The organism is Desulfocapsa sulfexigens DSM 10523 (genome assembly GCF_000341395.1).
Classification (GTDB): domain Bacteria; phylum Desulfobacterota; class Desulfobulbia; order Desulfobulbales; family Desulfocapsaceae; genus Desulfocapsa; species Desulfocapsa sulfexigens.
The window spans coordinates 1,497,294-1,524,106 of the sequence record NC_020304.1 but is presented as its reverse complement, the minus strand read 5'-3'; the positions used below and the strand labels follow the sequence as shown (position 1 = coordinate 1,524,106).

Sequence of the window (26,813 nt, the reverse complement as noted above, 5' to 3'; positions counted from 1 at the left end):
AGCATCAGCGTCGTTGACATGTACTCTGACCATCGGCACAGCCTGTCTCCATACTCTTCGAACCAAATTATAGAGTCATTTCCTGGTTTATGTTTCATTTTTTCTCCCTTGGATAAAGGTAACCACTTTTTTAACAACTAAAGGAAACAACCCAAGAATAACAAAGGAACCGAGCACCCCCGGAGAGAGGATCCCTGACAACGAGTCAATTTTAGCCAATTCCTTTCCGGCATTAACAAAGACAGCCGTCCCGGCCAGCATCCCAATTTGAGAGACCCAGTAAAAAGTGAGGAGCGACATTCTGGTCAACCCCATAACCAGATTAATAACAAAGAAGGGAAAAACCGGGATCAGACGCAGAGTAAAGAGGTAAAAGGCTCCTTCTCTGGCAATCCCTTCATTAATAGTGCCGAGTTTGTCTCCAAACTTTTTCTGCACCCAGTCACGTAGTACAAAACGAGCCACAAAACAGGCAAGGGTAGCACCTATGGTAGAGGCAAATGAGACCACAATAAGCCCTGTGACAAACCCAAAGAGGGCCCCACCCGCCAGAGTAAGGATAACAGCACCCGGCAGAGAAAGCGCAGTCATCAGGATATAAATCACCATATAGGCACCGATCACCAGAACTGGCTTTGCATGATACAAATCTGCAAAACGTGCCTGGGACTCTTTCAGATAATCAAGAGTCAGATACTGCTGGAGATCCAGTCCAAAAAAAATGGCCACCAGAACAGCTCCTGCAACCACCATTGCTATTTTCTTAATGAGGTTTGTATTCATAAATCCTCTCCTCCTCTCAACGGATATCCGATGATGGATCGCAGGCGGCTCCTTTGAGATTAAAGAAGAATTTTAATCCTTTTTTGATGGTTGGTGAAAAGATCTTAGGCGAAAAGTATGTTCCCGCAACCCGCTTGTTGATCTCCACCAGAGTCGGATAAGGATGGATGGCACCCGCAAGTGTCGAGAGCTTCACCTTGCCGTTTAAGATGGCAATCCATTCACCCAGCAGATCTCCGGCTCTAGGACCAACTATCTGAACACCAAGTGGTTTTTCAGAAGCATCGAGTATCATTTTGATCCTGCCACGGCCCTCATCTTCAGCCAGAGCCCGATCATTATCTGCAAAGTTCTCCGTCCAGATCTGGTAGTCGATTCCAGCTGCCTTAGCTGCCTTTTCATTCATGCCAATGGATGCAAGTTCCGGATCACAATAAGTGGCCCATGGCATCCAGGTATAATCGGCCTTACGTGGTAGATGAAAAATAGCATTGCTCACCACAATGCCCCCTTCATATCCTGCAGCATGAGTGAATTGGTAAGCACCATTAATATCGCCGGGAGCATAGATATGTGAATGGTTAGTGCGGATACGGTTGTCCACCACAATCCCTTTCCTGGTCATTTCAACTCCTATCTCTTCAAGACCAAGACCTTCTATGTTAGGTTGCCGCCCGAGAGCCACCAGAAGCGTCGATGCTTTGAGAGTCACATCCTCTCCATTGGCATCGGTGATTTCAACCTGTCGTTCATTACCCAGATCTTTTATCTGTTTGATACTGGCTCCCAGATAAAAACGAACGCCCTCATCCTTCATGGCTACCATGGCAATATCTGCCATATCCTTATCTTCTTTACTGAGGATCTGGTCTGAACGCTGGATCACGGTCACTTCGCTTCCCAATCGGGAAAAAGCCTGGGCCATCTCAACTGCAATGGGACCTGCACCCAAAACAATGAGCGATTTTGGCAGAGAGGCCAGGGAGAAGATTTCCTTATTGGTTATATAGGGCGTACTCTCAAGGCCAGGAAAGGGAGGCGTTGACGATGAGGAACCCGTGGCCACCACCCAGTGTTTGGCAGAGACCCTTTTACCGTTGAGTTCCACCGCATGCTCATCAACAAACCTGGGCGCACCAAATTCCACCTTAGCTCCCAGTTTACAGAATCTCTCCACCGAATCATGGACTTGAATCTTTTCTATCACGGATTTGATACGGGCCGCAACTTTTGTGAAATCAACGGGTGGCAATTCGATTCCCGGCAAACCAAAATCTGTGGCCCGCTGCATGGTGTGATATACATGTGCCGATTTGACCAGGGTTTTTGAGGGCACACAACCATAATGAAGGCAGTCACCTCCCAGGGCCGATTCTTTTTCAATGATGAGTGTTTTAGCCCCGAGTTGAGCTGCTCCCGCACTAACGGTCAGTCCCGCTGCACCACCACCAATCACAGCAATATCATAATCATATTTTGTCATTTCTTATCCTTGTGAGCATGAAGGGTCCAGCAACACCTATTGTCCCCTTGCAACAAGTGTTTCTGGAAAGTCTGTCAATATAAACAGCTAAAACCTCACGCTTCTGGTTCTTTTACACTTTACCTACCTTTGACACAGACAAGACCGTTATCAGTAGCAAGAACCATCGAAAAGAATAAAATATTTAAAATTATTCTTAGAATGATCCTACCCATCCTGTCCTCCTTAAAATTTGTTTATAACTAGACAGTATAAGTAGTTGAGGATACCTTTCCGCCACTCCCGATCCAGTCGGTGTGAAAAAAATCACCACGAGGCTGATCTATCCGCTCATAGGTATGTGCTCCAAAATAATCCCGCTGGGCCTGAAGGAGGTTAGCCGGTAAACGCTCACTGCGATAGCCGTCATAATAAGAAAGACCTGAGGAAATGGCCGGAATTGGAATACCAAATTCGATGGCCTTAACCGCAATTCTGCGCCATCCCGCCTGAGCTGACTGAATAGCAGAACGAAAAAAGTCGTCCAGCAGCAAATTTTCCAGATCTGGATTTGCATCAAAGGCCTGTTTAATATTGGCAAGAAAGGCACTGCGGATAATACAGCCGCCTCTCCACATAAGGGCAATGCTGCCGTAGTTTAAATTCCAGCCATGTTCCTTTGCTGCTTCCCTCAGCAGCATGTACCCCTGGGCGTAGGAAATTATCTTAGCAGCATACAGGGCATCATGTACGTCATTGACCAACTCGTCTGTATCACCTGTAAAACCAGGAACTGGTCCCTTGAAAATGGCAGCCGCCTTTACCCGTTCCGGTTTCATTGCAGAGAGACAGCGGGCAAATACCGCTTCACTGATCAGGGTAAGGGGAATACCCAGATCAAGGGCATTTATCCCGGTCCATTTCCCGGTACCTTTCTGGCCTGCGGTATCAAGAATCTTTTCTGTTAAAGGTATACCATCGTCATCCTTGAAGCCCAGAATATGGGACGTGATCTCTATCAAGTAGGAATCGAGCAGTCCCTTATTCCAACGGGAAAACACCTTCTGCATGCTCTCTTCACTCATTCCAAGTCCCCGACGCATAAAATCGTAGGCCTCACAAATAAGCTGCATATCACCATATTCGATGCCATTATGCACCATCTTCACAAAATGTCCGGCTCCTCCCTCACCAACCCAGTCACAGCATGGCTGCCCATCGACTTTGGCGGCGATGGCCTGAAAGATATCCTTCACATGGGGCCATGCCTCGGGATTGCCACCCGGCATTATGGATGGCCCCTTGCGGGCCCCCTCTTCACCACCGGAAATGCCAGTGCCTATATAAAGGATACCATTTTCAGCAAGAGTAGTGCTGCGGCGGTTGGTATCACTATAGAGTGAATTCCCACCATCAATAATAATGTCACCTGTCTCAAGATATGGCACCAACTGTTCAATAAAGGAGTCAACCACAGCTCCTGCCTTGACCATCAGCATTACCCGACGCGGTTTTTTGAGCGTGCCGACCAACTCTTCAATTGAATGGGCGCCAATGACATTTGTCCCCCTGGCACGACCATCCAGAAAGGAATCCACCTTCGATATTGTACGGTTATACACGGACGCCGTAAAGTCGTGGTCGTTGATGTTCAGCACCAGATTCTGTCCCATAACAGCCAGTCCGATCAGGCCGATATCAGCTTTAGACATTTTTTCTTTCTCCTTGTTTAAGGTGATTCTTCAAGACGATCAAAATCATTCTCTAATCGAAGATCTGATAACTGAAATGTATTTCCTAAAAAAAACAGTAATGCAATAAAATAAACAAATTACTTCTCGTTGCCACACCTATCCGCAAGACCTGCAACACAACCGTAGAATTTAAACTACACATTCTCGTCCCAAAACTACAGTTCCGAGTTTTACCACACTACCGGAACACACAAGTGTCGCAAGAGATTTCCAGCAACGCCACTCACAAATACAGTGTTATACCAGTACTTTGCACTTGTTTCCACAAAAGCACAGCAAGAAAAACAAAAACTGGCATGGTTGCTGCTACATAGAGGGCAAAGAAAAGAAAAACTTAGCTAGATCAAACCCATACGGAGGACACCATGACTACAAACACTCAAACCACAACTGCTACTCAAGTTAAAGCTGGATACGAAACTTCTTCATTTGCACTTGGTGCTGGAATGACCATGGCTGCCCTTGTTGGAATCTGGGGATTTGCCTGTCTTGCAAGCGCAATGATAAGCATGGGACCTTTGAATGTTGTTAAAGGATACCTGACCGCAGTTATCGGCTGATACACTCTTTCTAAAATTAACATATACAGATAAGGACACTACCATGAAACAAAATACATCAAAAACAGGATCAAGAATACTTCTCGCAGCCGGTTCAATCATGTGTCTCTGGGTTGGCGCAGCCCTTACCAGTGCTCTTTCATCGGTTGGTTGGTCAGTAAGTGAGCTTGCCGGACAGTATATGGTGGCAATAGGAATGGTAAAGCCTCTGCATACTCTGGTTGACTACTACACTCATATCAAAGGTATTGAATACCTGCTCTGTGTGGCCTTCTTTGTCGCCTTCCCCGTATTCTTTAAATATGTAAACAAGGCCCCTGCAAAGGTTACAGCTTCAAAGTAGGAAAAAAGTAAACAATTCTTTGGGATGTTGTCCCGCATAAGAACCTTCAGGGTATCTCATCGATAGCCTGGAGGTTTTTTTTATTGAACACTGAATCACTGTTATTTACAATCGCCATCGACAGGTGTCTGAATTATGCCAGCATTGGATACACAACCGTAATTTATTAATGAACCGAGCAGGAAATGCAGGGATCATAGGATCGGACAAGCATCTCGGCCAGCAAACGAATTTCCTGATCGTCCTTACCCTGGGCGGCAAGTTTCTGCGCAAGAGCAATGATATCGTAGTGAATATTGGCGTTATTCTGACTGGTGGGGATGACGCAATCAGCCCTGGTGATTCGACCATCCTTGTCAAACTGATACCAGTGATAGAGAATTCCCCGGGGAACTTCCACGGCTCCAGTTCCCGCACCTGCCCTCGGTGTGACAGTTTGGCGAGGCTCCTGCCACTCACTCCCCAGCAACTCGTCAATAAGTGAAATTGAATCCTGAACAACATGAACACATTCCACAAGCTGTGCAACATTGTTCATAAATGGGTTGTGACTGACCGGGTGGAGGCCTAAATTATTGGCAATATCCTGAGCATGAGGGTGAAGGCTGGCAAAGTTGTTATTTATCCTGGCCAGAGCACCCACTGCCAGGCTTGGTCTTGAGAGTTTGCTCCATTTAGAAGTGGAATGACTGACCATATATTCATTACTCATGGTCAGGTACTCCTCTTCCTCTCTGAGCACTCCGTCACTGGAGACCAGTTGTCCACCGATAAAAGGGTAATTGCCATCGCTTTTCAGGGAAACAAACTCGGTCTCTCGGGTAAAATCTGGGATGGCAAAGGAGCCAAAGAGCTCTGCTGTCTTGTTGAGGTCGGCCAGTGCAGCATGGAGACGTTGCCTGAGGGTTGCCAGTTTTATGCGATCGGGTAGCATGGTAAAGCCACCCACAACGGTTCTGGTTGGATGGAGTCTGCGGCCACCTATCAAGTCACCACCGTCATTGGCCAGCAACTTAAGCCTGGCCGCCCGTTGTACTTCATCACCATGAGGTTTTATAAGTTCGAGCACACTGTCTGTGCCAAGAAAGTCAGGAGCTACCAGGAAGTAGAGGTGGAGGATATGACTTTGTAACGTCTCCATATGCTTGAGCAGTAGCCGGAGTCTTTGAGTCTGCAGACTGGGAACCATGGCAAAGGCATTTTCAACAGCCCTTATGGATGCCAGTGTGTGGCCGATGGAGCATATCCCGCAGATACGCCCACAAAGGATAGGCGCATTCTCCCAATGTTTTCCCACCAGAATGGCCTCAAAAAAGCGTGGGGTCTCCACCACATCCCAACTTGCATTTTCCACCTTCCCGTTTTTAATGCGAATCCGGATGTTACCGTGCCCCTCGACTCTGGTCAGATGGTTGATATTGATATCGCAGCTTATTGATTCACCCATGATCGCCTCGTTTATTTTTCCATTTCCCTGATTGCACTGCTGAAACCACCAAAACATTCGAGTCGATCAAGCATGGCCTGCCTGGGGATGTTGTGGCTGTCCATGATCTCCTGAAGCTGGCTGAAATTGGCCTCATCGGAAGGTCCACGGCACCCCCAGCAACCCATGCGGTTATTTGGGCACCAGGCATCACAGCCAGCCCTGGTTACTGGCCCAAGGCATGGTTCACCCAGGTTGAAGAGACAGATGTTGCCATTTGCCGTACATTCCATGCAGACGGGATAGCGTGGATGGTCAATTGATTTACCAAGCACCAGATTAGTGACGATCTCTTCCACTTCTTCTTTTTTGATTGGACAGCCGTATATTGAGAGATCAACTATAACAAAGTCCGACAGAGGTCTTACCTCCTGAGTCTCTATGGGATGGCCCCCATAGACCTCATTTTTTACCCACTCCAGGTCATGAAAACGATTTTTCAGTTGGTTCACTCCGCCAAAGCAGGCACAGGATCCGAGAGCTACAAGAGTTGTTGCCTGTTTCCGGATCTTCAGAAGTCTCTCTTCTTCATCGGCTCTGGTTACACTGCCCTCCACAAAAGCTATCTCGTAATCATCGCTCCCATTGGACATCGCTTCGCGGAAATTGACAATCTCAAGAAGATCAAGAAAATTCAGGAGGCTGGCCTCTTTATTGAGAATCTGTAACTGGCAGCCCTCACAGGATGACAACTCAAAAAAGGCGGTCCTGGGTCGTTTTATTTCCACTCCCAGATACGTTTTACTTTTCTCCATGGTGTCCCTAGATGGCCTCCTTCATATTCAATACCGACCAGTAATCAAAGACCGGTCCGCTGAGACAGGTATAGGTCGCACCGATGTTACATCGGCAGCATTTTCCGCGCCCGCAATGCATCCGCCGTTCCAGAGAGACAAAGATCTTTTGCATGGGTAACTGGGCGTTGATCAGCATATCGCAAACAAAATGGAACATTACAGGTGGTCCGCAAACAATTGCATAGGTGTTGCTAGACAGGTTATTTCCGGCGGCTTCAAGTCGATGTTTTAGAATTTCGGTGATTAGACCAACAGGCCCTTGCCACTTTTCGTCGGCCTGGTCGACAATAATTTCCAGATTTATGTCAAACTGCCGCCACATCTGATACTGATAGGTGAAAAGAAGTTCGGATGGATTACGAGCACCGTAGATAATATCTATCTGCTTATAGCGACTGCGATTTTCAAGTATAGAAAAGAGTGGAGCACGCAGAGGAACAATCCCAAGGCCTCCGGCAATAAGGATCAGGTCGCTGTTTTCCATGTCTTCAACCGGGAAACTGGTGCCAAATGGTCCGCTAATGCCGACGAGCGTGCCCCGGGGTACTCTGCTGAGAAAGTTAGTCAAATTGCCTACAGCCCGAATACACAACTCCAGATCACCATGGCGGGTTGGGGATGAAGAAATAGAAAAGGGGCCTTCTCCAATGCCAGGCAATTCAAGCATCACAAATTGTCCGGGTTTGAAGGTAAACTGATGGCGTTGATCGGAATCGACTATCCTTATCTGATACAGTTTTTCAGTGTTGGTCAAACCATAGACATTGGTGATTTCCGCCCTATAGCTATATTCAAAACTGGATAGGTCTGATTTTCGTGTAGAAATCTGTCTTGCAGGCAGGACATCGACAAAATCAAGCTTGTTCATTTAGGAACCTCCTGTCGGCGAACACTGTCGATAACTTCCGGCACCGTAATTCCAGCAAGACACGCCTGGCCACAGCGACCACAGCCTACGCAGAGCGCTTCTTCGTATGCCTCCTGGAATCCGCGGTGCTTGTGGTAATAACGGTATTTGAGGCGGGAGGCACTATCAGGTCTGAAGTTGTGGCCCCCAGAGACCATGGCAAAATCTATAAGATTACAAGAGTAAAGTTGTTTCTGTTTGGTGGCACTTTTCAAATCGAGGTCAACATGCTCCGTTACTCCATAGCAGTAGCAGGTAGGGCATACATTTGCGCAGGTACCACAGGACATACATCGTTTTCCCCACTCCTGCCAGACCGGGGACTGGAATTCCAAGTCAAGGATCTTGGTCAGGTCGGAGTTATCCACCTGACAGGTGAATTTACTGTTTCGCTCATCCATTAACTGAACGAATCTGCGATGATCCTCATCGGTGGGCTCGGTAATGGGTAGCTCCATAAGGATATCATAAGCTGTGGCTGACTGGATCTCGACAAAGTATTTATCGCCCAAATCGGTGAGGAACATATCAAAACCGGAAAGCACAGTATCTGTGCCCATGGATTTACAAAAACACCAGGGTTGCGGAATACAGTTGACTCCTATAATGAACATGTTTTTCCGCTTTCCGGTGTAAAAAGGGTCAGGATAAACAGGACCCGTTAAAACCTTGTCCAGTTTGTTCAAAGCATTTATATCACAGGGGTGCAGGCCGAAAAAAACATGAGGCTTGTATATGCCCAAATCAACATTTTTCTCCCAGTCATTGTTCGCCAGGGCAAAGGAACTAAGATTTTCCCGGGGAGGAAGGACAAAAGATTTCAAGGAATGAACGGTGGAGGTGAAGTCGATTCTAAGTTCTGTAAAACTGTGGATATAATCAAAGGCGAATAACTCTTGCCCATTCCGGTCTGTCCCTATGATTTGTGGCCCAACCAAATGATGGCCTGCCAAAATGTCATAGAGAATCTCCAACTGATCTCTGGGAAAGACCTTAAATAGCATGGCTTACCTCACTGGATTTGGGTTGTAGAGTATAATAAATTGAGAGGCTGGTTTGTTATCGGTACACTTCCCGTTCTTTTAGAGAGTCATGCAAGAGAGGCATTGAAGACAGATCTTCATACCATATGGTCGATCTTAATATTTAGTAATTCTAATTTGCCCACACAGAGCGCTGGAAAAAACTCACCTCAATAGAAAAATTTTATCATACGCCAATCCTGGAAGTCAAACAGAACTTGCGGGGCTCTGGGCAAAGCTGAACAAAGGGGAGGCAACTGTTATTGGGCTTGCCAGTGCTTACTTCTTCTATTCTCTGATTCCACACCTATCTGCAAGACCTGCAACACTTCCGTAGAACACAAGCCACACATTCTCTTCCTAAAACTACAGTTCCGAGTTTTGCCACACTGCCAGGGCACATATGTGTCGCAAGAAAACTCCAACAGCATTCTCCATAAATACAGAGTTGTACCAATGTGTTACCTGGTTTTTCGTGAAAGCACAGCAAGAAAAACAAAAACTGGCATGGTTGCTGCTACATAGAGGGCAAAGAAAAGAAAAACTTAGCTAGATCAAACCCATACGGAGGACACCATGACTACAAACACTCAAACCACAACTGCTACTCAAGTTAAAGCTGGATACGAAACTTCTTCATTTGCACTTGGTGCTGGAATGACCATGGCTGCCCTTGTTGGAATCTGGGGATTTGCCTGTCTTGCAAGCGCAATGATAAGCATGGGACATTTGAATGTTGTTAAAGGATACCTGACCGCAGTTATCGGCTGATACACTCTTTCTAAAATTAACATATACAGATAAGGACACTACCATGAAACAAAATACATCAAAAACAGGATCAAGAATACTTCTCGCAGCCGGTTCAATCATGTGTCTCTGGGTTGGCGCAGCCCTTACCAGTGCTCTTTCATCGGTTGGTTGGTCAGTAAGTGAGCTTGCCGGACAGTATATGGTGGCAATAGGAATGGTAAAGCCTCTGCATACTCTGGTTGACTACTACACTCATATCAAAGGTATTGAATACCTGCTCTGTGTAGCCTTCTTTGTCGCCTTCCCCGTATTCTTTAAATATGTAAACAAGGCCCCTGCAAAGGTTACAGCTTCAAAGTAGGAAAAAAGTAAACAATTCTTTGGGATGTTGTCCCGCATTAGAACCTTCAGGGTATCTCATCGATAGCCTGGAGGTTTTTTTTATTGAACACTGAATCACTGTTATTATTAACAGCAGCGATCAGCGAATCATTAAGACACAACATATAACCGATCACACGGGCGACGCAATAAACACCCTTTCTCAGCTCATGTCCAAATTGCTATCAGTGCCATGAGAAAAAAGCCACATATAATCAGAATGACTTTTCTCCAGTTATCCCCAGATTTTCTAAAGACTTCTTCCATAACATCGGCGCAGGCAACATAGAGAAAAGTCCCTGCTGCTAAAGCATCAAAGACAGCTTCAAACAGGAGTGCCGCTTTTCCTGAAAACAGGGCCGAGAAAATTGTTCCGAGAACCACGCCCAAAGGAGCCATCAGCGCAAAAAAGCAGATAAGTCGGACATGAAGTGACAATGAGAAACCATTTTCCCTCAGGCTGACACCTAACGCAAAAGCCGCAGCCCATTTATGGGCGAGAATCGCCACTAATATACCTACTGAAGCAACCAGACTGGCCTCCAACCCTAAAGATGTTCCCACAATAATTGAATGGACAGAAAGGATAACGCACAACAAATAAGGATAGACGGAACGTCCTTTTGACATCGCACCAATGTCCTCGCTACCACCAAGAACAGCTTTTTCCAGAAGCATCACCAGGAGAAATCCTCCGCCACAGATGAGAGCGACATAGGGATAGGCAACGTCGCCTGCAAAAGCAGTGAAGTTTTCACGTGCATCAGGGAGCATGTGCAGTAATCCCGCGCCCAGAAAAACTCCACCGGAAAAGGCATTCCCCAATGTAAGTTTTCGTTTTCCCTGGGGAGTGAGGCTTATTTTTGTCGGTGCAAGTCCACCGAACAAGCCTGCAGCAAAAATGACCAGCAACGAAATGATTTTGAACCAAAGTATTTCCATGATAACTGATTTTATCTCAACTTAGAAATTAGCATTTCCAATGTATTTCACACTCTCGAGCAGCTCCCAAACACTGTAAGGAGTAACAAAAATGTTCCTATATTGGTAAGTACACAAAAATCAATCTATCTTGTTACAGGAATTCCACACTTACTTTTCAACCTTATCCAGATCCCTGTTAATATCCCTGTGAAAATCACACCCCATGTAATCCTTTGTCATCGGCAATGTAAGCTCTAAACGGTTAATTGTCTGGACCCCAATCTTCACTTTACGCGGCACACATCCAAGGATATGTCCCCCGTGCTGCAAGTCCTCTGAGAGAAAGTGCAGATGCAGTCCATGGACGCTCAATGATGACATGAACTCTGGTGTAAAAAAGCCTGCCACGGTTCCGCAGATATTATCAAAATCAAAGACAATCTGCTCATTAACTATATCTGTAAGCGGATGATAATTAGCCTGCTTTGGAACGGAGCGTGCTTTGATGTGAGAAAACTCACCCTCAATACGCACGGCATAGAACAGATTCGGTGATGGCATAAAGCTATTGAGCTGTTTTAAAAAATCATCAAATGGAGTTTCCTTGTTGATCTCATAAAAGTTCTCCGGTTTATAAAAAGTCACCGAAGCGAAGGGGGTCAACACTTGTCCATCAACTTCAGTTACTTTCCCGGCGGAGTTTATCTGGTAGCAATGTCCGTCGAGGATAAGCATCTCTCCATCCAGATCATCAAAAGTACCAAGTCCGAAATCACCATGCCTAAGTACTTCTGCAAGATGAATGTTTTCTTCAAAGATACCCTCAACCAGTGCATTAACGGGAGCACACAGATAGATAGAGTTTTTCTGCTCTTCAATTTCATCATGGCTCTGCATAAACTTTCACCTTTTTCATAAAGAAAATCCCAATAGTCAAAGAAAGATTCACATTTATCTTCAACAAATGGGATAGAGCTTGGATGGTAAGCATCAGCAAATCATTACCTGATTACCACTAATCCTCAGCCTACCCGTCTGAGGAGGAGTTGGTTCGTGTTGATTATATGGGCATCTGCGGCCTGGACGGCCGCAGCAGAGCCCCAGGGATGGGTTTATGGCGTCCCATATAATCGACACGAAACAACTCCAGGTTGCAAAGCTGAGTTTCGATGGTAATCAGGAATCATTATAACATAGAACCTATTATACAAGACATTACCCTATATATTTCCCAACCATACTGAAGTTGCCCCAATAGTTCTCTTAGAATTTGACCCTTTGTGACGAGAATCACCTTTAACCCTTCACACCAACCTGAATTTAAATTTCACACTTATCATTTCTTGTGGTATCATTTCTAAAGTGGCTCGTTACCTGGCAAGGAAACTGAATCGTACTTTATCACGCTAAATTAATGACATCCAAAGATTCCTCTTGAGATCTCCATACAACATAGTTCTAATCATCAGCCTCTTTTAAAAGGAAAATCCATGAGAAGTGGTGGGCATAACTGGCTAAAATTTGCAACAATGACGTTAATGCTATGCATTGCATTTGTTAATATTCTTATTTTAGATATCTCATTGATCCTGGCAGAAACTGGAGTAACCCAAGCACAACTCACAAAAGAAGAAATTGCCTGGATTAAGGCACATCCAACGATTCGTTTGGCACCGGACCCGAATTTTGAACCAATAGAGTTTTTCGATAAGACTGGAAATTATCAAGGTATTGGCGCTGACTATATGCGGCTTGTCACCAAAAAACTCGGTATTCAATTTGAAGTTGTGAAATGCAAAAGTTGGGATGATGTTCTCGCCAGGATGGAAAGGCGTGAAGTGGATGTACTGAATGCCGTTGTCAAAACCCCCCAACGTGAGAAATATCTATTATTTCCCCCACCGTACTTAAAAATCCCTTCTGTCATTATAGTCAGAAAAACCGTGACTAAAGAGCTCACATTAGACATGCTTAAAGGCATGCGTGTTGTTATGGTTTCCGGTTATGGCTATGTGGATCTGATCCGAAATAACCACCCTGACATTGAGATTGATTTGGTTTCTGACCTGAAAGCTGCCCTGAGAAAAGTCTCTTTTGGAATGGCAGATGCTTTTGTGGGTGATTTAGCAACAGCTAGTTTCTATATCGAATCAGAAGGGATTACCAATTTAAAACTAGCCGGAGAAACTGACCCACCTAATATATCGGGATTTGCTGTCCGTTCTGATTGGCCGGAACTCAGCAGTATTCTAGAGAAAGGAGTGTCATTACTAACAGCAGAAGAACGGAAAAACATTCAAAACAAATGGATACGTTTAGACACCACTCCAGGCATAACTAAACAAGAGCTGAAAAAAATGGCATTATATACTGTTTCAGTCATGCTTCTAATTGTAGGTGCATTTCTCATCTGGAACAGAATGTTAAATCGATTGGTGCGTCAACGGACAGAAGCCCTCCAAAAAGAAGTTGAAGAACGAAAACAGGCCGAAGATGCTTTATATGAAAACCAGATAATTTTCCAATTATTCCTTGAAAACAGTCCCGTATATATATTTTTTAAGGATCACGAAATTCGCTCCTTAATGTTGAGCAGAAACTATGAACAGCTGCTGGGCATGCCACTCGAAAAAATCATTGGCAGATCAATGGATGACCTGTTCCCTTCTGATCTGGCAAAAAAAATGATCGAAGATGACAAGAAAATACTTCAGGAAGGGGTGACTGTAAATGTTATTGAAGAATTTGGTGGAAGGATCTACGAAACCACAAAATTCCCAATATTCATAAATAACAAACCCAATATGCTTGCTGGCTTCACACTGGATATTACAGACCGCACCAAAGCAGAGGAAGAAAAAAACAAGCTCCAGGCTCAACTTCTTCACACTCAAAAAATGGAAGCCATCGGAACACTTTCTGGAGGGATAGCACATGATTTCAACAATATTCTCGCTGCTATTATCGGCTATGCCGAAATGGCAAAGAATGATATTCCGGATTGGAGCCCGGCTAAACATCAAATTGGGGAGGTTTTAAAAGCTGGAATTCGTGCGAAGGAACTGGTGAAACAGATATTATCTTTCAGTCGCCAAGGGGAACAAAAACAAATACCTGTACAAATTGATCTGGTAATTAAGGAGGTCTTGAATTTCCTTCGAGCCTCAATCCCCACTACTATTGACATTAAACTGAACATCGCTCCTTCCTGTGGGAACACATTGGCTGACCCCACCCAAATCCATCAAATTCTCATGAACCTCTGTACTAACGCAGCTCAGGCCATGGAAGAAAATGGGGGGATTTTAGGTATTGATTTAAGTGTTGTTGATTTGACAAGTGACGACTTGGATGCTGACTTAAACTTACAACCAGGGCCTTACATATTGCTAGTTGTCAGCGATACTGGCACTGGTATAAAAAAAGAGATTCTGGGGCGAATTTTTGACCCCTATTTTACAACAAAGGAGTTTGGCAAAGGTTCTGGCATGGGCTTATCCGTAGTTCACGGAATTGTTCATAGCCATGGAGGAATGATTACCGTTGAGAGTATCCCTGGCAAGGGAACAACATTCAAACTGTACTTACCAAAAATCAAAGAGGCAGTTAAAGAAGTTGAGGCAGTCGATACGAGTCCTCTTCCTCCAGGCAAGGGAAAAATTCTTATTGTTGATGACGATGCCAGCCTTGCTACCCTTACTAAAAAGCGATTAGAAATGTTTGGATATAAGGCAACTGCCATGACAAGCAGCAAAGAAGCTCTTGAGCATTTCAGGACTGAGTCAAAAAACTACGTCCTTGTCATCACGGACCAGACAATGCCGTATATGACAGGCGAACAACTAGCCGGGGAATTATTTCACATTCGACCTGACATTCCAATTATTATGTGTACTGGTTATAGTTCTAGAATTGATGCAGATAAAGCAGATTCAATTGGAATCAAAGCTTTTCTGATGAAGCCGGTCGATAACAAAGAGCTTTCAAGAACGATCCGGAAAGTGCTGGACTCAAATTGAGGGCGATCCGTTACAAACATCACACGCTACCCCGCCACCATCTTGGAAGCGGGGTAACTCTGCCGCATTTTGAGTTTTTCAACTAGGCGAATCTCTTATTTATTGAGGTTTTCTTCTGGCAATGGTTTTTTTTCACCAGAATGACTAAGATCCAGTTTTCCCCAATCACCACTGAGCAGCATAGGCTGCTCAAAAGTCAACACCTGGAAAAAGAGTTTCCCATCAGTTCCACGGGCGGCTGCCGCTGCTGCAATATGCCTTGATTTAACCGCAGTGTCTCCCCCGTCTACTCTGTCAATCCACCAATCCTTATCAACTATAACTAATCTCTGGATCTGGGGCCAGCCGTGCTGCTGCAAAATGCCTTCCAACTCGGCTGCAAGGGTCGGATTACTCAACCCCTCCTTCGGCATGGTCACCATCTGCCCTGCCTTATTTTTAATAGAATTATACAATGCGGTATAAGAAGAAAAATCATTTCCCTCCACCGTAAATGAGCCAGAGGCATACACTTTATTATAGGCCTTCACCTCTATCCTCACCGTATGCTTGCCCGGACTGAGTTCACCAAGATAACGGCTGAAGAGTTCAGGACCAAACTTGTCTCCTTTTACCTCAGGGAAGATAACATCCGGATCACTGTAGTTGGTCATCCGCGCAGGATCAGGAGCGATATCCAACACAAAATAATCCTGATTTAACAACTCAGCCCTCTGCAAACCAACTGACTTATAGCTCTTTTGCTCCCCGTCAAGATAAAACCAGACGATCAGATAATTACTGCCACCCACCTGCTGTTTCCAGCTTTTCTTTGAACGCAGCAGGCCGTATATATGATCACCTGCATTGAAACTGCTAACACTGTTTCCTGGAGCATTCACATCAATGGGAGATGTGGAAAAAACAGAAAGCGATTCTCCCAATGGCTGATCTGCCTTTCCTACAGTACCGGATTTTTGTACCACGGCATCGGGAGCACTACTCTGCTGGGACTGCGATTGTGATGACTTTTCCCCGGATGTTTTTTCACTCTCCGAATTCACGACTTTTTTTACTTCTTTCTGAGCACTGTCGACAACGTTGCTCACCCCATCCACTATCTTGCCAAAATCAAAGCCCCATGCCGGAGAACAACAAAGAGCCAAAAACACAACCCACATAAAGATGCAGCAATTCCGCGTATCCTTCCGCATCACTCCCTCCTCCTTTTCACAGTTTTCCGAAGCAAGAGCATCAATTATATCCGACAAATTCCCCTGCTCTATTCATTTACCTGATTAGCACTAATCCTCAGCCTACCCGCCTGATGAGGAGTTTTTTCGTGTTGATTATATGGGCATCTGCGGCCTGGACGGCCGCAGCAGAGCCCCCAGGGATGGGTTTATGGCGTCCCATATAATCGACACGGAACAACTCCGGGTTGCAAAGCTGAGTTTCGATGGTAATCAGGTTCATTCATGTAATTAAAATTTATCCAGACGCATCATCCAGCTATCTCCAACCCAGAATCCATCATATGGTGGTTTTTTAGGTGCGTTGTCAGCAGGTCCTTCCATGGCCAGAATGGATAAATCATATACTCTGGCAAGGTTTCGTGGCTTCAGCTTTTCATCGGTAACAGCGACATGAATCGGCAGTCGCCAGCTGATTACCCGTCCAAACACATCTGTCTCCGCAACCTTCCAGGGACCACGGATACAAACATCAAGAATTTTTATGTCCCGATCTTTTTTGCCTCCCCAGTCCCGGTCATTCTCAAAATATTTCTTAGCTTCGGCCGCCAGCTCAGTCACATCACCGGGCCCAGCAAATCCAGAGATATTTCCCGCCCATTTAGCCGCATCTATCTGGGCAGTCATCTTATCGGCTACCTGCTCCATCTGGCTGTCAATATCATTCAGCATCTGTTTAATCTGATCATTCTCCGGATCAAACTGTTGCCCAGCCAGTAAAAGTTTCTTAGCTTCAGCCATCCGCTGAAGCCTGGCATCATTCAACTGATTATTAAATGCACCCAATAGTGCCTTTGCGTTTCCAGCCAAGGTAACTGCCGATGCCTGCCTGCTTTTTTTCAGTTTATCCACCGCCTCAATCAACTGGCTCATCTTCTGATCTTCACCATTGTTGAGGGTGTAGCCACCTTCGTGAAATTTGTTGTAAATATCCATGGAGGTCTCACCATAACTCTGGGCGAGACGACCAACATCCGTGGCAAACAAAGGTATGCTTTTCTCTGCATTTGCCACCAGCGCCAAAGCCTGATCAGCTTCCTCAATCTTCATACCGTGGACAAGGGTTCCACCATGAATATTTTCAAAGGCATTAAAATATTTTTCATGTAACGCTACAATCAAGTCGGCATCATCTTTCATCTTTGCCATTTTGCCTGCCGCAGCATTTGCAGTAACCGCAGCTTCTCTGGCGGCGCTGTCCGTTTTTATCTGTTCTTCTTTCTGCCAGCTATCCAGAGCCGCCTGAGTCTCTGCAATACTTTTTCTGGCTACTGCAAACTGCTCTTTACTTTCGGGTGATAAATCAGGATATTTCTGTTCTGTCTTTGCAAGATGTTGTTCTGCTTTGGCAAGGTAGTCTGCGCCTTTAGCTGCCTTTTCGTCGGCACCCATACCAAATTTGCTGTTCGTATTGTCCGGCTCCATCATTTCCCTTGCTCGACCAATCTCGTAATCAACATCTTTAACTGCTTTTTTGATGTTTCTTTCCATCATTTGCTGTTGATATCCACCTTTACGCGATGATCCAGATGGCGAAACGCCCTTGACTGCCGGTACAGCAGGCGCACTCATCTTCGGTGCAACAGATATGGCTGGAGCTGTTGTTCCTCCACCCATCTTTTTATCAAGCGCCTTTCGGGTCCTGCTATATTTGTTTTCCAGGCTTGTTACCTTTGAAGATGAATCAACAGCTTTCAGTTGTTCCAGCATTTCATTGACCTGCTGCAGTAATGCATCCGACTCCGTCTTTTTACCGTTGAACATCAATCGTTCTGCCTGTCGTAAATCCTTGTCGATCTGGCTGGCAAGAGTTTTAGCATCAGTTGCCATTGCATAGAACGGATAGAAAAACAAAACAACAGCGGACAGTATTAAAAAAAACGTGGGTTGCCTGAAACTCTGCATTTTCTGATCTCCAATGGTTTGTGAATGATTTAACCCGTATTTCTTACGAGTTGGGGTGATTGCGTATACGAGGGACGAGCTAACAACCGAGAGTTGGCTATGGTCGTTAGCTCAGAGACGAAGCAGATGCTACCACATCGACTCGCTTTTGGTTGATATTTTGAAAAAAAATGAGGTGCAGTAGATATGCTGTTTTTTGTCATAAATCTGCGCTGCAGGCTGTTTGTTTATAAAGTGTTCGCCCCCCAAGGGGAGTAAGTACCTTTACAAAATACTTCAAAAAAAAACAAAACAACATCCTGCAAATAATTAATGAATTTATGCTCTTTAAGCAAGATATGATTTTAATATATGATGATTTTTTAATTGAGAAGCGAGACTAACAACGACAGTATTCCTGCCTAATGGATACGAATTAGACACAGGCCGTATCATTCTTTCACCTCAAAGAACCAGTGTAAACGACTCAGGGAAACACGTTAATATTCGACCCGATTTTTACCACGTTTCTTGGCACGGTACAGGGCCTCGTCCGCCTTGTTTATCAGTTGCTCATTTTTAGTCATACTTGAGTCGTAGGTGGCAACGCCAAGGCTTATGGTGGTGCCGGTTTCGTGGGTAATTTTCTGCCGAATCCTTTCAGCTGTGAGCAAAGCAGTCTCCAGGGTGGCTTCGGGAAGCATGATGAGGAACTCCTCTCCGCCATACCTGGCAACAACATCGGCATTGCGGATATCGTCAAGCAGCACCGTGGCAACCCTGACAAGCATCTTGTCCCCGGCACTGTGCCCATGGGTGTCATTATATTTCTTAAAATTATCAATATCCAGCATGATAATGGAGAAGATTTTCTTATACCGTTTGGCCAGGGAGAAATATTTTTCAAGCCCCTTAGTCATTAAGCGTCTGTTAGCCACGTTGGTGAGGGGATCGTAGAGGGACAGAAACCGCGTCTGCTCATAGAGCCTGGCATTTTCCATGGCAATTCCAATCTGGTTGCCAATGGTTGAGAGTAAAACGATCTTATCATCATCAAGGCCTGCAAAATCAGGAGGAGTAAAGAGGCAGAGTCCCCCGATCACCTTATCCTGTGCTTTGATGGGAACGATAACGGCCCCATGGGATTTCTTTTCTGTCAGCCCGGTCTTTTCAAATTCCGTACTGTCAAGAATAAGCGTTTCTCCACTCCTGATAGCCCTGCCACATGGACAATCGTTAATTCCCCTTGAATTTTGATAACCAAGACAGCTTTCCTCCAGCCCGATATGGGAAACGAGCTGCACCTTGTCTCCATCAACGACAAAGATTCCTCCCTGCTGCTCAAAGTTGAAAATCTCAATATTGGTAATCACAGCCAGAACTTCATCGAGCAATACCTCCATTTCCAGTGTCTGACTTATCTTGGAAGAAACCGCGTACAGAGCTGACAGCTCAGCATTCATTACCTCCAGATCCGACTTCTGACGCTTGATTTTCCTCTCGGCAAGAGTGCGTTCGGTGACGTCCTGGAGCATAAGGACAAAGCCGATAAGGCTTTGATCTGGATCCCATATCCCAGTGACTAGAGCCTTAACAAAACAGGGAATCGCTTCCTTCTCCTTAATAAAGGTAAACTCGTGCCGTTTTTTATTTTGAATCATCTCGACAAGTTTATCAAAACGCGGAGCCAAAACCTCATTTTTTTTATGAATTGTCCGAATATCACGGCCAATCACCTCAATGGCTGCAATATCCAGGATCTTTTCTGCTGCCGGGTTAAAATAGACGATATGATAATTCAAATCAGCGGCAACCATTCCCAAATCTACGGAGGAATGAAGGATGTTGTCGAGATAAACGGTTTTTTCTGCCAGTTTTCTACTTGTTTGCTCCAACTCCCGGTCTTTTTCCACTACCAGCTGTTTGAGATTCTGGAGGGATAGGCCGTGAAGCCCCTTGATGATATCGGATTGGGTTGTCAAACCGGCTATTTTCCCATCCGCATCCACCACTACGATCCGTCGAATCCGGGTCTCCTTCATGATCCTGGCGGCATCCAGCAGGGGCAGAGTCAAATGGGCGGTATGGACCGGGTGACTCATGATGTCTTCCACATTCAGCCCTTTAAGATCGGTACCGTTGATGAGCAGACGGGTCATGTCTCGTTCAGTGACAATGCCAACGGGACGCTCATTTTCCGCCACCAATAGGCAACTTGTGGACGTTTTGGCCATTTCCTGGAGGGTCTGTTCCACTGAATAGCCCCTGGAGACAGTGAACAGGTTCGTGGTCATAACCTGAAAGATTTTCTTAAATTCAATAAAATATTCATAACCGAGGTGATCCACTATGTTCGACTGGGTCGCCACGCCGCAGAGTTTGTTGTTCTCGTCAACAACTACCAGATGTCTGATTTTATGGGTGGAGAGAATGTTGTACGCCGAATAGATGTCCATATCCCGGCTGGCGGTCAGCACAGGGGAGGTCATGATGTCACTGATTGCATAGCTGTCAAGCTGCAGTCCCTTCTCTGCTGCAAGCTGAACCACTTTGCGCTCCGTGAAAATACCCACTGGTTCATTGTCTTCCAGCACCAGAATACAGCTGATGTTTTTATTGCGCAGAAGTTCGAGGGCGGTGAAGACAGGTGTGTCCGGTGAAACTCCAACAACCCCCGGAGTCATAATTTCGCTGAGGCGCTTAGCACACATATTTTTCCTGCAACTGAGATATGTTAAAAAGAAAGACCAGGCGATTACTACGTAATGCAAAATAGAGCGAGCCATCATCCGACAGGAAAAAGTTCCTGTCAGGAGTAGGAGAAGACGCACCTTCTTTATTGTGTACTTACTTGATGGCTTATCAGAAAATCAGGAGTTATTAAAGGAAAAACATTTGACCTGTAGTGCTAAATGAGAAGGTTACGGCGAAAAGCCATATACGCAGCAATTATAGTGTGTAAAATGGTATTGTGTTTGAATGCATAAGCAGAAAGAAGAAAACAAGAAGAGACCTCCTGTGGTAGAATTAGCTTAGGAGCTGACCGTGACAGCATAAAGCCGCACAGAATCATTAGCCACAAGGAGGTCTCTTATGAACAGTATGCATTATATTGGATTTGACATCCACAAAAAGGTTATCAGTTTCTGTGAAAAGCGGATTGATGGAACTACTGTGGATCAAGGAATGATTCGAGCCACGCGAGACAGTTTAACTGATTGGGTTGCAAAACGAGAAACCTCTTGGGTTGGTGCAATGGAAGCCACTCTGTTTACCGGGTGGATATACGATTACCTGCTACCATATGCCCAGGAACTAAAAGTTGCTCACCCTGAGATGCTCAAGGCAATAACAGCCGCCAAGAAAAAAAATGACGCGGCCGATGCGGAGAAGATCGCAGATTTGCTTCGCTGCAACCTCCTCCCTGAATGCTACATGGCCCCGGAGGAACATCGCAACCTACGTCGCATTCTCCGTTACCGGAACCTTTTAGTCAGAGAAGCGGCAAAGATGAAGACCAAGACTGCCACCCTTTTGATGGAAGTGGGAGCGGAGTATAACAAACGACGCCTTCACGGGAGTAAATATTTTCAGGAACTGCTCAGTACCCTGGAATATGTACCCGAATCGGTACTCAACCTTCTACAGATGAGCCGAAGCAGCATGGAATTCTTTGACAGAATGCAGAAATCACTTATCAGTGCACTTGGCAATAATCCGCAGATCAGTCAACGAGTTGAGTTATTAAGGAGTATCCGGGGTATTGGTGAGGTAACAGCTCTTACCTGGGTGCTTGAAATCGGAGATGTTTATCGATTTGGCCGTATCAACCAGGCGGTCAGTTACTGTGGACTATGTAGCGCACAGAAAGAATCAGCAGGGAAAGAGATTCGAGGACCGCTATCCAAGAAACGGAATAAACATTTACAGACCGTACTGATTGAGGCTGCCAAACTGGCGCCGCACTGGAACCCTCAATTAGCTGAAGTGCATGAACGAGAGCTAAAAAAAGGCAACCGCAACAGAGCGACTCTTGCCGTTGCACGGAAACTGGTGGCATACATGCTGGCGGTTGATAAAAGCCAAAAGAAATTTACTCCAAAGGAGGTACTGGACAAAGCAGCTTAAATGAATTGTGATTTTGCGGCTTGGTTTTCCTGCTGATCCTTTCGTTCTGGGGACTGTGCGAGCTTGAGGGTGATGCACCGATATTGTGTTTAAAGGTCAGCGGGTTTTGATCCAAACTCAATCTTCTGTGACGGCGAACAGCCTGATACTGTAAATAGATGTCTGGTCACAAGCCATTTGTTGACCCAAGGGATAGTAGAAAAAAACAAAGCGGCAAAACGTAACGAAAAAGACAGTTTTTTCACAATGCCCGTCCGGTGGAATAGGCCCTGTGACTACGAATATTCACGGGTTCTCCGTCGCAGGGCCTATTCCACCGAACTCTGTGCTGGAAATAACCAGACCAGGTAGGCTGGGACACAGGAAATCTCCGTTTTCCACTTGACTTTACTTATCATAGATGTCCTCGGTTGTACTGGTTATCCGCGCATTGTTCACCCGGATATTCACGGTCATTTTTTCAACACAAACCTGAATAACATACCATGGACGAACACTGAAAAAACTACAGTGGCGATCCACCAAATGACAGGATCAGATAATCCGTTTACTGTTACAAAGTAAGCGGCATAGATTGAAATTAAAAATTGGAGGCTGGCCATTACCAGCCCAGGATTCCATTGTTTGTGACTTATACCCTGAAAAATGTGCGTCAGGCAATTTAGAATACTAAAAACAATAATCAACAGACCAAATCCTATATTTACAAGTGAGAGAACTCCAAAAAAACTGAAGGCGAACCATACTAATAAGATATTTACCCAGAAAATCTTGATGTCGGTAAGTGTTTCTTGACCTTCTGGCAGCTTGTTAATGACACGATTAATATAATTCTTGAACCCGCCAGGCCAGAAATGTTCCTCCGTCTGATGAAAAAAGTAAAGAGGGATGTTAACATATGCCCAGAACAGCACATCGGTTGGTTTAAAAAACCACAATAACCAAATCGTAGAAAGTACTCCAAAAACAGGGGTTATTTTTGCCCAATTCTGATTTTTCGCTAGTTGTTGAATCATTTTATCTCTCCCATAGATTGCAAATAGATTCACCTTTACCCCTAAATACACCCTCTCTCGTCGAACCACTCACCCAGTAATCCGGTTTCTTCCCCTCTAGTTTTCCAACTGCTTCCATCACTGAAAGTGCCTTTTGCCTGCCACCTGAAATGTCCGCTTTATTGAGCAACAGGACACTCCGTGCACTCTCCGGGCATCCCCTTAACAACCCCTTAGAATGGACGAGCAGTTTTGCCACAATCAAAGGAGTGATCTCAGTACCCATTTCCACGCCTGTCAGAGACGATACCAACCCGGCACGAAAGACGTTTACATCCTCTAAGAACTTGCCAATGATATCCAGGCCAACCACGCTGATAAATACATCTGTAATTTGGGGCACCACAGGCTCATTATCACCCGGAGCCTTAAACGATAATTGCCTTGCCCCATCAGCCTCAACAATCATTCGCTCTACAAAGGGATATTCAAGTACGGTTTTAACCTGGTTACAGCTCAACCCCTGAAGCTTTTTACCATCTGGCGATAGATGCTGAGCCACTGTTACGTGGCCATGTTGATCCAGAGAACACTTGAGTTTTTTTTCAAATCCCGGTTCCGCCAGCAAAACCACATCCAGGCTCTGCTCGGGTTCTGGCACCAGAATACGGGTGGTAGTGGTAGAAACCACTCTGATTCCTTTTTGTTGCATGGCATGAGCCAGACAAAACATCAAAGAGGTCTTTCCACCACCTCCCACAATGGAAATAAGCCGGTCGCTTTCCCTTATCAGCGTTTCTGTCGTTTGTGGCATGACTTATAGAGCCCCGGCACGTGCTGCAATCAACTCTGCTGTAATACTGACTGCGATTTCCCTTGGAGTCTCAGATCCAATTGGAAGGCCAATGGGGCAATGAACTCTCGCAAAATCGGCATCATTAAACCCCTGATCACGCAAATTCCCATAGCAGATATCTCGTTTTCTCCTGCTCCCTATCATTCCTATATAGCGGGCCGGAGTTCGCAGCACTTGGGCCAGAACTTCCTGATCATAGCTATGACCGCGGGTGATAATAAGCAGATAGTGGTCTTCTCCCTGTTCAATTCTTTCGAAGAGGTTTTTGAAGCCTTCAAGGACATGGGTTGCACTTGCCATGGGGAATCTATCAGTATTTGAAAACTCAGGACGATCGTCACAAACCACCACATCAAAATCCACAGCAGATGCCAGCCAGGCAACTTCCTTGGAGACATGACCACCACCAAACAGAACTACGGTTCCAAACTTGGGCAGGGGATCAAATACCAGAGATTTCCCGTTGGCTTGTATCAGCCGGGTATACCTGCCCCGTATGATTGCCCTGCAATCCAGGCCCGGCAATGAACAGTCGTTGCGCATATCAAGAAAGGAACGAAGCGGCTGTTTTGGAACACTAATATCTATCAACCAGCCCCCTCTGGCTCCATCCGCGAAACAGGCCAGAGCCTGCTCAAACAGTGATACCATATCAGGAGTAATACGTTCGATAAGGAGGAGTTGTATCCCTCCGCAAATCATATCGCTATCGCCATCGGCTCCACCGCCACGCATATCAATTTCAGTAAGCTCAGGCGTGGCGTCTCCAGCTGCTATTTTTACGGCAGTCGCACAGGCAATGTGTTCCATCCTGCCCCCGCCAATGGTGCCGGTGATGGCCCCGTCACTTCCCACAAACATCTTGGATCCTGGAAGACGTGGAGCAGAACCGCTCTTATCGATGATTGTTATCAGGGCAATGGTTTGACCACGACGCAGTTGGATAAGAATTTCTTTTTCTATCATGCAGGGAGGATCCGTGGTTTAAGTAAACATTCTACCGCAGCCAGCCGTGTTGAACACTAACAGGATGGCCAGGTTTTCATAATTTCTGCAACAGCCCGGTACGTTCGTTAAAGGCATCGATCAAATCATCAATCTCATCCATGGAATGATGAATACTGCTCCAGTACTCCGGATCATACCACTGGGCCTGAATCTCTTCGTAAGTCTTCCCCTGCTGCTCCACCCAGGTAAAATACTTAAGGTTGTGAATCCGCTTACGATCAACATAACTCAACTCCTGCATGTTGTCGGTGGTCTCTCCAAGCATATAACGATGATAAGCAGCGGCAGCATCCATAGCGGTAAACTCACCCGCTTCTTCGGTGAGCTCTGCCAGGCGGCTCTGGTACATCTCCATGGAATCCGTTGCCATGGTTATCATCACATCCTTACCATCCATCTCATAGTACTTGGCGGTCTTGATAGCGGCGAGAACATTGGCCACACTCGATATCCCCAGAAGATGGAGATTATCCACAAGATCTCTTGAGACACCCTGGCTGACCAGATACTCCTGCCCCGTAGGCTCGTTAAAGAGTCGGATCAATGCCATGGGGGCGCAGTCGTCGATAGCAGTGACCACATCAGTATTCTTGGCATTATGAATCCAGGGAACATGTTTGTCGCCTATTCCTTCGATACGATGGGCACCAAATCCGTTATTAAGGAGGGTTGGGCACTGAAGAGCCTCACTGGCCACTATCTTTGAGAGTGGAAACTGCTCCTTCATATAGTCACCACAGGCTATGGTTCCGCCGGAACCGGTGTTGGAGATGGTTGCCCGAAAGCGATCACCCGCGCCCATGGTCTCCTCCAGTGCCTCCATCATGGCCCGGCTGGTAACTTCGTAGTGCCAGAGGTAGTTTCCAAATTCATCAAACTGATTAAAAATGGACAGTTCCTGGCCCGAGTTCCGCAGTTCCCAGCACTTGTCAAAGATCTCCTTCACATTGCTTTCGGAACCCGGTGTTTTAATCGTTTCTCCCGCCACTCCGGCAAGCCAGTCAAAACGTTCCTTGCTCATGCCTTCCGGCAGAATAGCGATGGAATCACAGGCAAGCAGCGTCGAGTCGTAGGCACCGCCTCGACAGTAGTTACCAGTACTTGGCCAGACTGCTTTCTGGGTCGTTGGATCAAATTGACCGGTAACCAGACGCGGCACCAGACAGGCGTAAGCAGCCCCTACCTTATGAGCACCCGTGGGAAACCACTTTCCGAGAAGAATCACGATGCGGGCATCGATCCCGGTGAGTTCTTTCGGAAGAACCAGATAGTTAACCCCAGCAAATTTACCACCGCTTTCTTTGGCCTCATTGTGCCAGTTGATGCGAAACAGGTTCAGGGGATTGAGATCCCAGAGCCCGACCCCTTCCAGTTGCCTGGTGATAGCATCCGGAATCAATCTCGGATTAATCATCTGCTCGAAAGTAGGGATGATTATATTTTGCTCTCGAGCACGCTGTACTGCGTTCTCAAGCTTAGCCGGATCTTTTATCGTCAAATCGATTAATTTTCTCACAAC

22 protein-coding genes are annotated in these 26,813 nt (G+C 45.8%); 6 read left to right on the top strand and 16 right to left on the bottom strand.

Annotated features, from left to right (window positions below):
• Nucleotides 1–87: 87 nt before the first annotated feature.
• The 3 genes from UWK_RS06695 to gnd form a co-directional block, all read right to left on the bottom strand.
• Complete coding sequence (locus tag UWK_RS06695; protein ID WP_015403599.1) at nucleotides 88–783, bottom strand: TVP38/TMEM64 family protein; 696 nt, start codon at nucleotides 781–783, stop codon at nucleotides 88–90.
• A 16-nt stretch (nucleotides 784–799) separates the two neighbouring features.
• On the bottom strand, nucleotides 800–2,266 hold the full coding sequence (locus UWK_RS06690) for a dihydrolipoyl dehydrogenase family protein (RefSeq protein WP_015403598.1): 1,467 nt from the start codon (nucleotides 2,264–2,266) through the stop codon (nucleotides 800–802).
• A 242-nt stretch (nucleotides 2,267–2,508) separates the two neighbouring features.
• Nucleotides 2,509–3,957 (bottom strand): decarboxylating NADP(+)-dependent phosphogluconate dehydrogenase, encoded by a 1,449-nt coding sequence (gnd, locus tag UWK_RS06685; RefSeq protein ID WP_015403596.1) that lies wholly within the window; start codon nucleotides 3,955–3,957, stop codon nucleotides 2,509–2,511.
• A gap of 407 nt (nucleotides 3,958–4,364) precedes the next feature.
• Between gnd and UWK_RS06680 the strand changes: the two genes are divergently transcribed.
• Both UWK_RS06680 and UWK_RS06675 read left to right on the top strand, forming a co-directional pair.
• Complete coding sequence (locus UWK_RS06680) at nucleotides 4,365–4,559, top strand: hypothetical protein (RefSeq protein ID WP_015403595.1); 195 nt, start codon at nucleotides 4,365–4,367, stop codon at nucleotides 4,557–4,559.
• Between the two features lie 43 nt (nucleotides 4,560–4,602).
• A complete protein-coding gene (locus tag UWK_RS06675) occupies nucleotides 4,603–4,902 on the top strand; it encodes a hypothetical protein (RefSeq protein ID WP_015403589.1) in 300 nt (99 codons plus the stop codon).
• A 166-nt stretch (nucleotides 4,903–5,068) separates the two neighbouring features.
• Here UWK_RS06675 and UWK_RS06670 read toward each other — a convergent pair whose 3' ends face one another.
• From UWK_RS06670 to UWK_RS06655, 4 genes are read right to left on the bottom strand one after another with little or no spacing between them, the layout of a single operon-like run.
• On the bottom strand, nucleotides 5,069–6,349 hold the full coding sequence (locus UWK_RS06670) for a Ni/Fe hydrogenase subunit alpha (protein WP_015403594.1): 1,281 nt from the start codon (nucleotides 6,347–6,349) through the stop codon (nucleotides 5,069–5,071).
• Nucleotides 6,350–6,360: 11 nt separating this feature from the next.
• Nucleotides 6,361–7,143: an NADH-quinone oxidoreductase subunit B family protein gene (locus UWK_RS06665; RefSeq protein WP_015403593.1), complete on the bottom strand. Its 783-nt coding sequence runs from the start codon at nucleotides 7,141–7,143 to the stop codon at nucleotides 6,361–6,363.
• Between the two features lie 7 nt (nucleotides 7,144–7,150).
• On the bottom strand, nucleotides 7,151–8,053 hold the full coding sequence (locus UWK_RS06660; protein WP_015403592.1) for an FAD/NAD(P)-binding protein: 903 nt from the start codon (nucleotides 8,051–8,053) through the stop codon (nucleotides 7,151–7,153).
• Nucleotides 8,050–9,096: a 4Fe-4S dicluster domain-containing protein gene (locus tag UWK_RS06655; RefSeq protein WP_015403591.1), complete on the bottom strand. Its 1,047-nt coding sequence runs from the start codon at nucleotides 9,094–9,096 to the stop codon at nucleotides 8,050–8,052. The genes UWK_RS06660 and UWK_RS06655 overlap by 4 nt, the downstream gene beginning before the upstream one ends.
• 594 nt (nucleotides 9,097–9,690) lie before the next feature.
• Here UWK_RS06655 and UWK_RS06650 point away from each other — a divergent pair.
• On the top strand, nucleotides 9,691–9,885 hold the full coding sequence (locus UWK_RS06650) for a hypothetical protein (RefSeq protein ID WP_015403590.1): 195 nt from the start codon (nucleotides 9,691–9,693) through the stop codon (nucleotides 9,883–9,885).
• 43 nt (nucleotides 9,886–9,928) lie between these two features.
• Nucleotides 9,929–10,228 (top strand): hypothetical protein, encoded by a 300-nt coding sequence (locus UWK_RS06645; RefSeq protein WP_015403589.1) that lies wholly within the window; start codon nucleotides 9,929–9,931, stop codon nucleotides 10,226–10,228.
• 188 nt (nucleotides 10,229–10,416) lie between these two features.
• Here the strand turns inward: UWK_RS06645 and UWK_RS06640 are convergent, their stop codons facing one another.
• Both UWK_RS06640 and budA read right to left on the bottom strand, forming a co-directional pair.
• On the bottom strand, nucleotides 10,417–11,190 hold the full coding sequence (locus UWK_RS06640) for a ZIP family transporter (RefSeq protein ID WP_015403588.1): 774 nt from the start codon (nucleotides 11,188–11,190) through the stop codon (nucleotides 10,417–10,419).
• 150 nt (nucleotides 11,191–11,340) lie between these two features.
• Nucleotides 11,341–12,069 (bottom strand): acetolactate decarboxylase, encoded by a 729-nt coding sequence (gene budA / locus UWK_RS06635; protein ID WP_015403587.1) that lies wholly within the window; start codon nucleotides 12,067–12,069, stop codon nucleotides 11,341–11,343.
• Nucleotides 12,070–12,662: 593 nt separating this feature from the next.
• Between budA and UWK_RS18315 the strand changes: the two genes are divergently transcribed.
• Entirely contained in the window at nucleotides 12,663–15,191 is a 2,529-nt protein-coding gene (locus UWK_RS18315) for a transporter substrate-binding domain-containing protein (RefSeq protein WP_015403586.1), read from the top strand.
• Nucleotides 15,192–15,286: 95 nt separating this feature from the next.
• Here the strand turns inward: UWK_RS18315 and UWK_RS06625 are convergent, their stop codons facing one another.
• From UWK_RS06625 to UWK_RS18310, 3 genes are all read right to left on the bottom strand, one after another.
• Complete coding sequence (locus tag UWK_RS06625) at nucleotides 15,287–16,384, bottom strand: hypothetical protein (RefSeq protein ID WP_015403585.1); 1,098 nt, start codon at nucleotides 16,382–16,384, stop codon at nucleotides 15,287–15,289.
• A 270-nt stretch (nucleotides 16,385–16,654) separates the two neighbouring features.
• Complete coding sequence (locus UWK_RS06620) at nucleotides 16,655–18,328, bottom strand: hypothetical protein (protein ID WP_015403583.1); 1,674 nt, start codon at nucleotides 18,326–18,328, stop codon at nucleotides 16,655–16,657.
• A gap of 479 nt (nucleotides 18,329–18,807) precedes the next feature.
• On the bottom strand, nucleotides 18,808–21,018 hold the full coding sequence (locus UWK_RS18310) for a CBS domain-containing protein (RefSeq protein WP_015403582.1): 2,211 nt from the start codon (nucleotides 21,016–21,018) through the stop codon (nucleotides 18,808–18,810).
• 382 nt (nucleotides 21,019–21,400) lie between these two features.
• Between UWK_RS18310 and UWK_RS06610 the strand changes: the two genes are divergently transcribed.
• Complete coding sequence (locus UWK_RS06610; protein WP_015403581.1) at nucleotides 21,401–22,435, top strand: IS110 family RNA-guided transposase; 1,035 nt, start codon at nucleotides 21,401–21,403, stop codon at nucleotides 22,433–22,435.
• A gap of 452 nt (nucleotides 22,436–22,887) precedes the next feature.
• On the opposite strand, the gene UWK_RS06605 is transcribed toward UWK_RS06610, so the two are convergent.
• The 4 genes from UWK_RS06605 to UWK_RS06590 form a co-directional block, all read right to left on the bottom strand.
• Nucleotides 22,888–23,451 (bottom strand): HXXEE domain-containing protein, encoded by a 564-nt coding sequence (locus UWK_RS06605; protein WP_015403580.1) that lies wholly within the window; start codon nucleotides 23,449–23,451, stop codon nucleotides 22,888–22,890.
• 1 nt (nucleotide 23,452) lies between these two features.
• The gene (gene yqeC / locus UWK_RS06600) at nucleotides 23,453–24,244 is read right to left on the bottom strand and encodes a selenium cofactor biosynthesis protein YqeC (RefSeq protein ID WP_015403579.1); all 792 of its coding nucleotides are present in this window, start codon (nucleotides 24,242–24,244) and stop codon (nucleotides 23,453–23,455) included.
• Between the two features lie 3 nt (nucleotides 24,245–24,247).
• On the bottom strand, nucleotides 24,248–25,252 hold the full coding sequence (locus UWK_RS06595) for an XdhC family protein (protein WP_015403578.1): 1,005 nt from the start codon (nucleotides 25,250–25,252) through the stop codon (nucleotides 24,248–24,250).
• 76 nt (nucleotides 25,253–25,328) lie between these two features.
• Nucleotides 25,329–26,810 (bottom strand): pyridoxal-phosphate dependent enzyme, encoded by a 1,482-nt coding sequence (locus UWK_RS06590; RefSeq protein ID WP_015403577.1) that lies wholly within the window; start codon nucleotides 26,808–26,810, stop codon nucleotides 25,329–25,331.
• Nucleotides 26,811–26,813: the final 3 nt, after the last annotated feature.

What these genes read in the sequence shown, in the direction of transcription:
- UWK_RS06675 (WP_015403589.1), top strand. Translation starts at nt 4,603, where the DNA reads ATGAAACAAAATACATCAAAAACAGGATCAAGAATACTTCTCGCAGCC.
- UWK_RS06610 (WP_015403581.1), top strand. Translation starts at nt 21,401, where the DNA reads ATGAACAGTATGCATTATATTGGATTTGACATCCACAAAAAGGTTATC.
- UWK_RS06655 (WP_015403591.1), bottom strand. Translation starts at nt 9,096, where the DNA reads ATGCTATTTAAGGTCTTTCCCAGAGATCAGTTGGAGATTCTCTATGAC.
- UWK_RS06695 (WP_015403599.1), bottom strand. Translation starts at nt 783, where the DNA reads ATGAATACAAACCTCATTAAGAAAATAGCAATGGTGGTTGCAGGAGCT.
- budA (WP_015403587.1), bottom strand. Translation starts at nt 12,069, where the DNA reads ATGCAGAGCCATGATGAAATTGAAGAGCAGAAAAACTCTATCTATCTG.
- UWK_RS06660 (WP_015403592.1), bottom strand. Translation starts at nt 8,053, where the DNA reads ATGAACAAGCTTGATTTTGTCGATGTCCTGCCTGCAAGACAGATTTCT.
- UWK_RS06645 (WP_015403589.1), top strand. Translation starts at nt 9,929, where the DNA reads ATGAAACAAAATACATCAAAAACAGGATCAAGAATACTTCTCGCAGCC.
- UWK_RS06620 (WP_015403583.1), bottom strand. Translation starts at nt 18,328, where the DNA reads ATGCAGAGTTTCAGGCAACCCACGTTTTTTTTAATACTGTCCGCTGTT.
- UWK_RS06680 (WP_015403595.1), top strand. Translation starts at nt 4,365, where the DNA reads ATGACTACAAACACTCAAACCACAACTGCTACTCAAGTTAAAGCTGGA.
- UWK_RS18310 (WP_015403582.1), bottom strand. Translation starts at nt 21,018, where the DNA reads ATGTGTGCTAAGCGCCTCAGCGAAATTATGACTCCGGGGGTTGTTGGA.
- UWK_RS06690 (WP_015403598.1), bottom strand. Translation starts at nt 2,266, where the DNA reads ATGACAAAATATGATTATGATATTGCTGTGATTGGTGGTGGTGCAGCG.
- UWK_RS06670 (WP_015403594.1), bottom strand. Translation starts at nt 6,349, where the DNA reads ATGGGTGAATCAATAAGCTGCGATATCAATATCAACCATCTGACCAGA.
- UWK_RS06640 (WP_015403588.1), bottom strand. Translation starts at nt 11,190, where the DNA reads ATGGAAATACTTTGGTTCAAAATCATTTCGTTGCTGGTCATTTTTGCT.
- UWK_RS06605 (WP_015403580.1), bottom strand. Translation starts at nt 23,451, where the DNA reads ATGATTCAACAACTAGCGAAAAATCAGAATTGGGCAAAAATAACCCCT.
- UWK_RS06625 (WP_015403585.1), bottom strand. Translation starts at nt 16,384, where the DNA reads ATGCGGAAGGATACGCGGAATTGCTGCATCTTTATGTGGGTTGTGTTT.
- gnd (WP_015403596.1), bottom strand. Translation starts at nt 3,957, where the DNA reads ATGTCTAAAGCTGATATCGGCCTGATCGGACTGGCTGTTATGGGACAG.
- yqeC (WP_015403579.1), bottom strand. Translation starts at nt 24,244, where the DNA reads ATGCCACAAACGACAGAAACGCTGATAAGGGAAAGCGACCGGCTTATT.
- UWK_RS06665 (WP_015403593.1), bottom strand. Translation starts at nt 7,143, where the DNA reads ATGGAGAAAAGTAAAACGTATCTGGGAGTGGAAATAAAACGACCCAGG.
- UWK_RS06650 (WP_015403590.1), top strand. Translation starts at nt 9,691, where the DNA reads ATGACTACAAACACTCAAACCACAACTGCTACTCAAGTTAAAGCTGGA.
- UWK_RS18315 (WP_015403586.1), top strand. Translation starts at nt 12,663, where the DNA reads ATGAGAAGTGGTGGGCATAACTGGCTAAAATTTGCAACAATGACGTTA.
- UWK_RS06595 (WP_015403578.1), bottom strand. Translation starts at nt 25,252, where the DNA reads ATGATAGAAAAAGAAATTCTTATCCAACTGCGTCGTGGTCAAACCATT.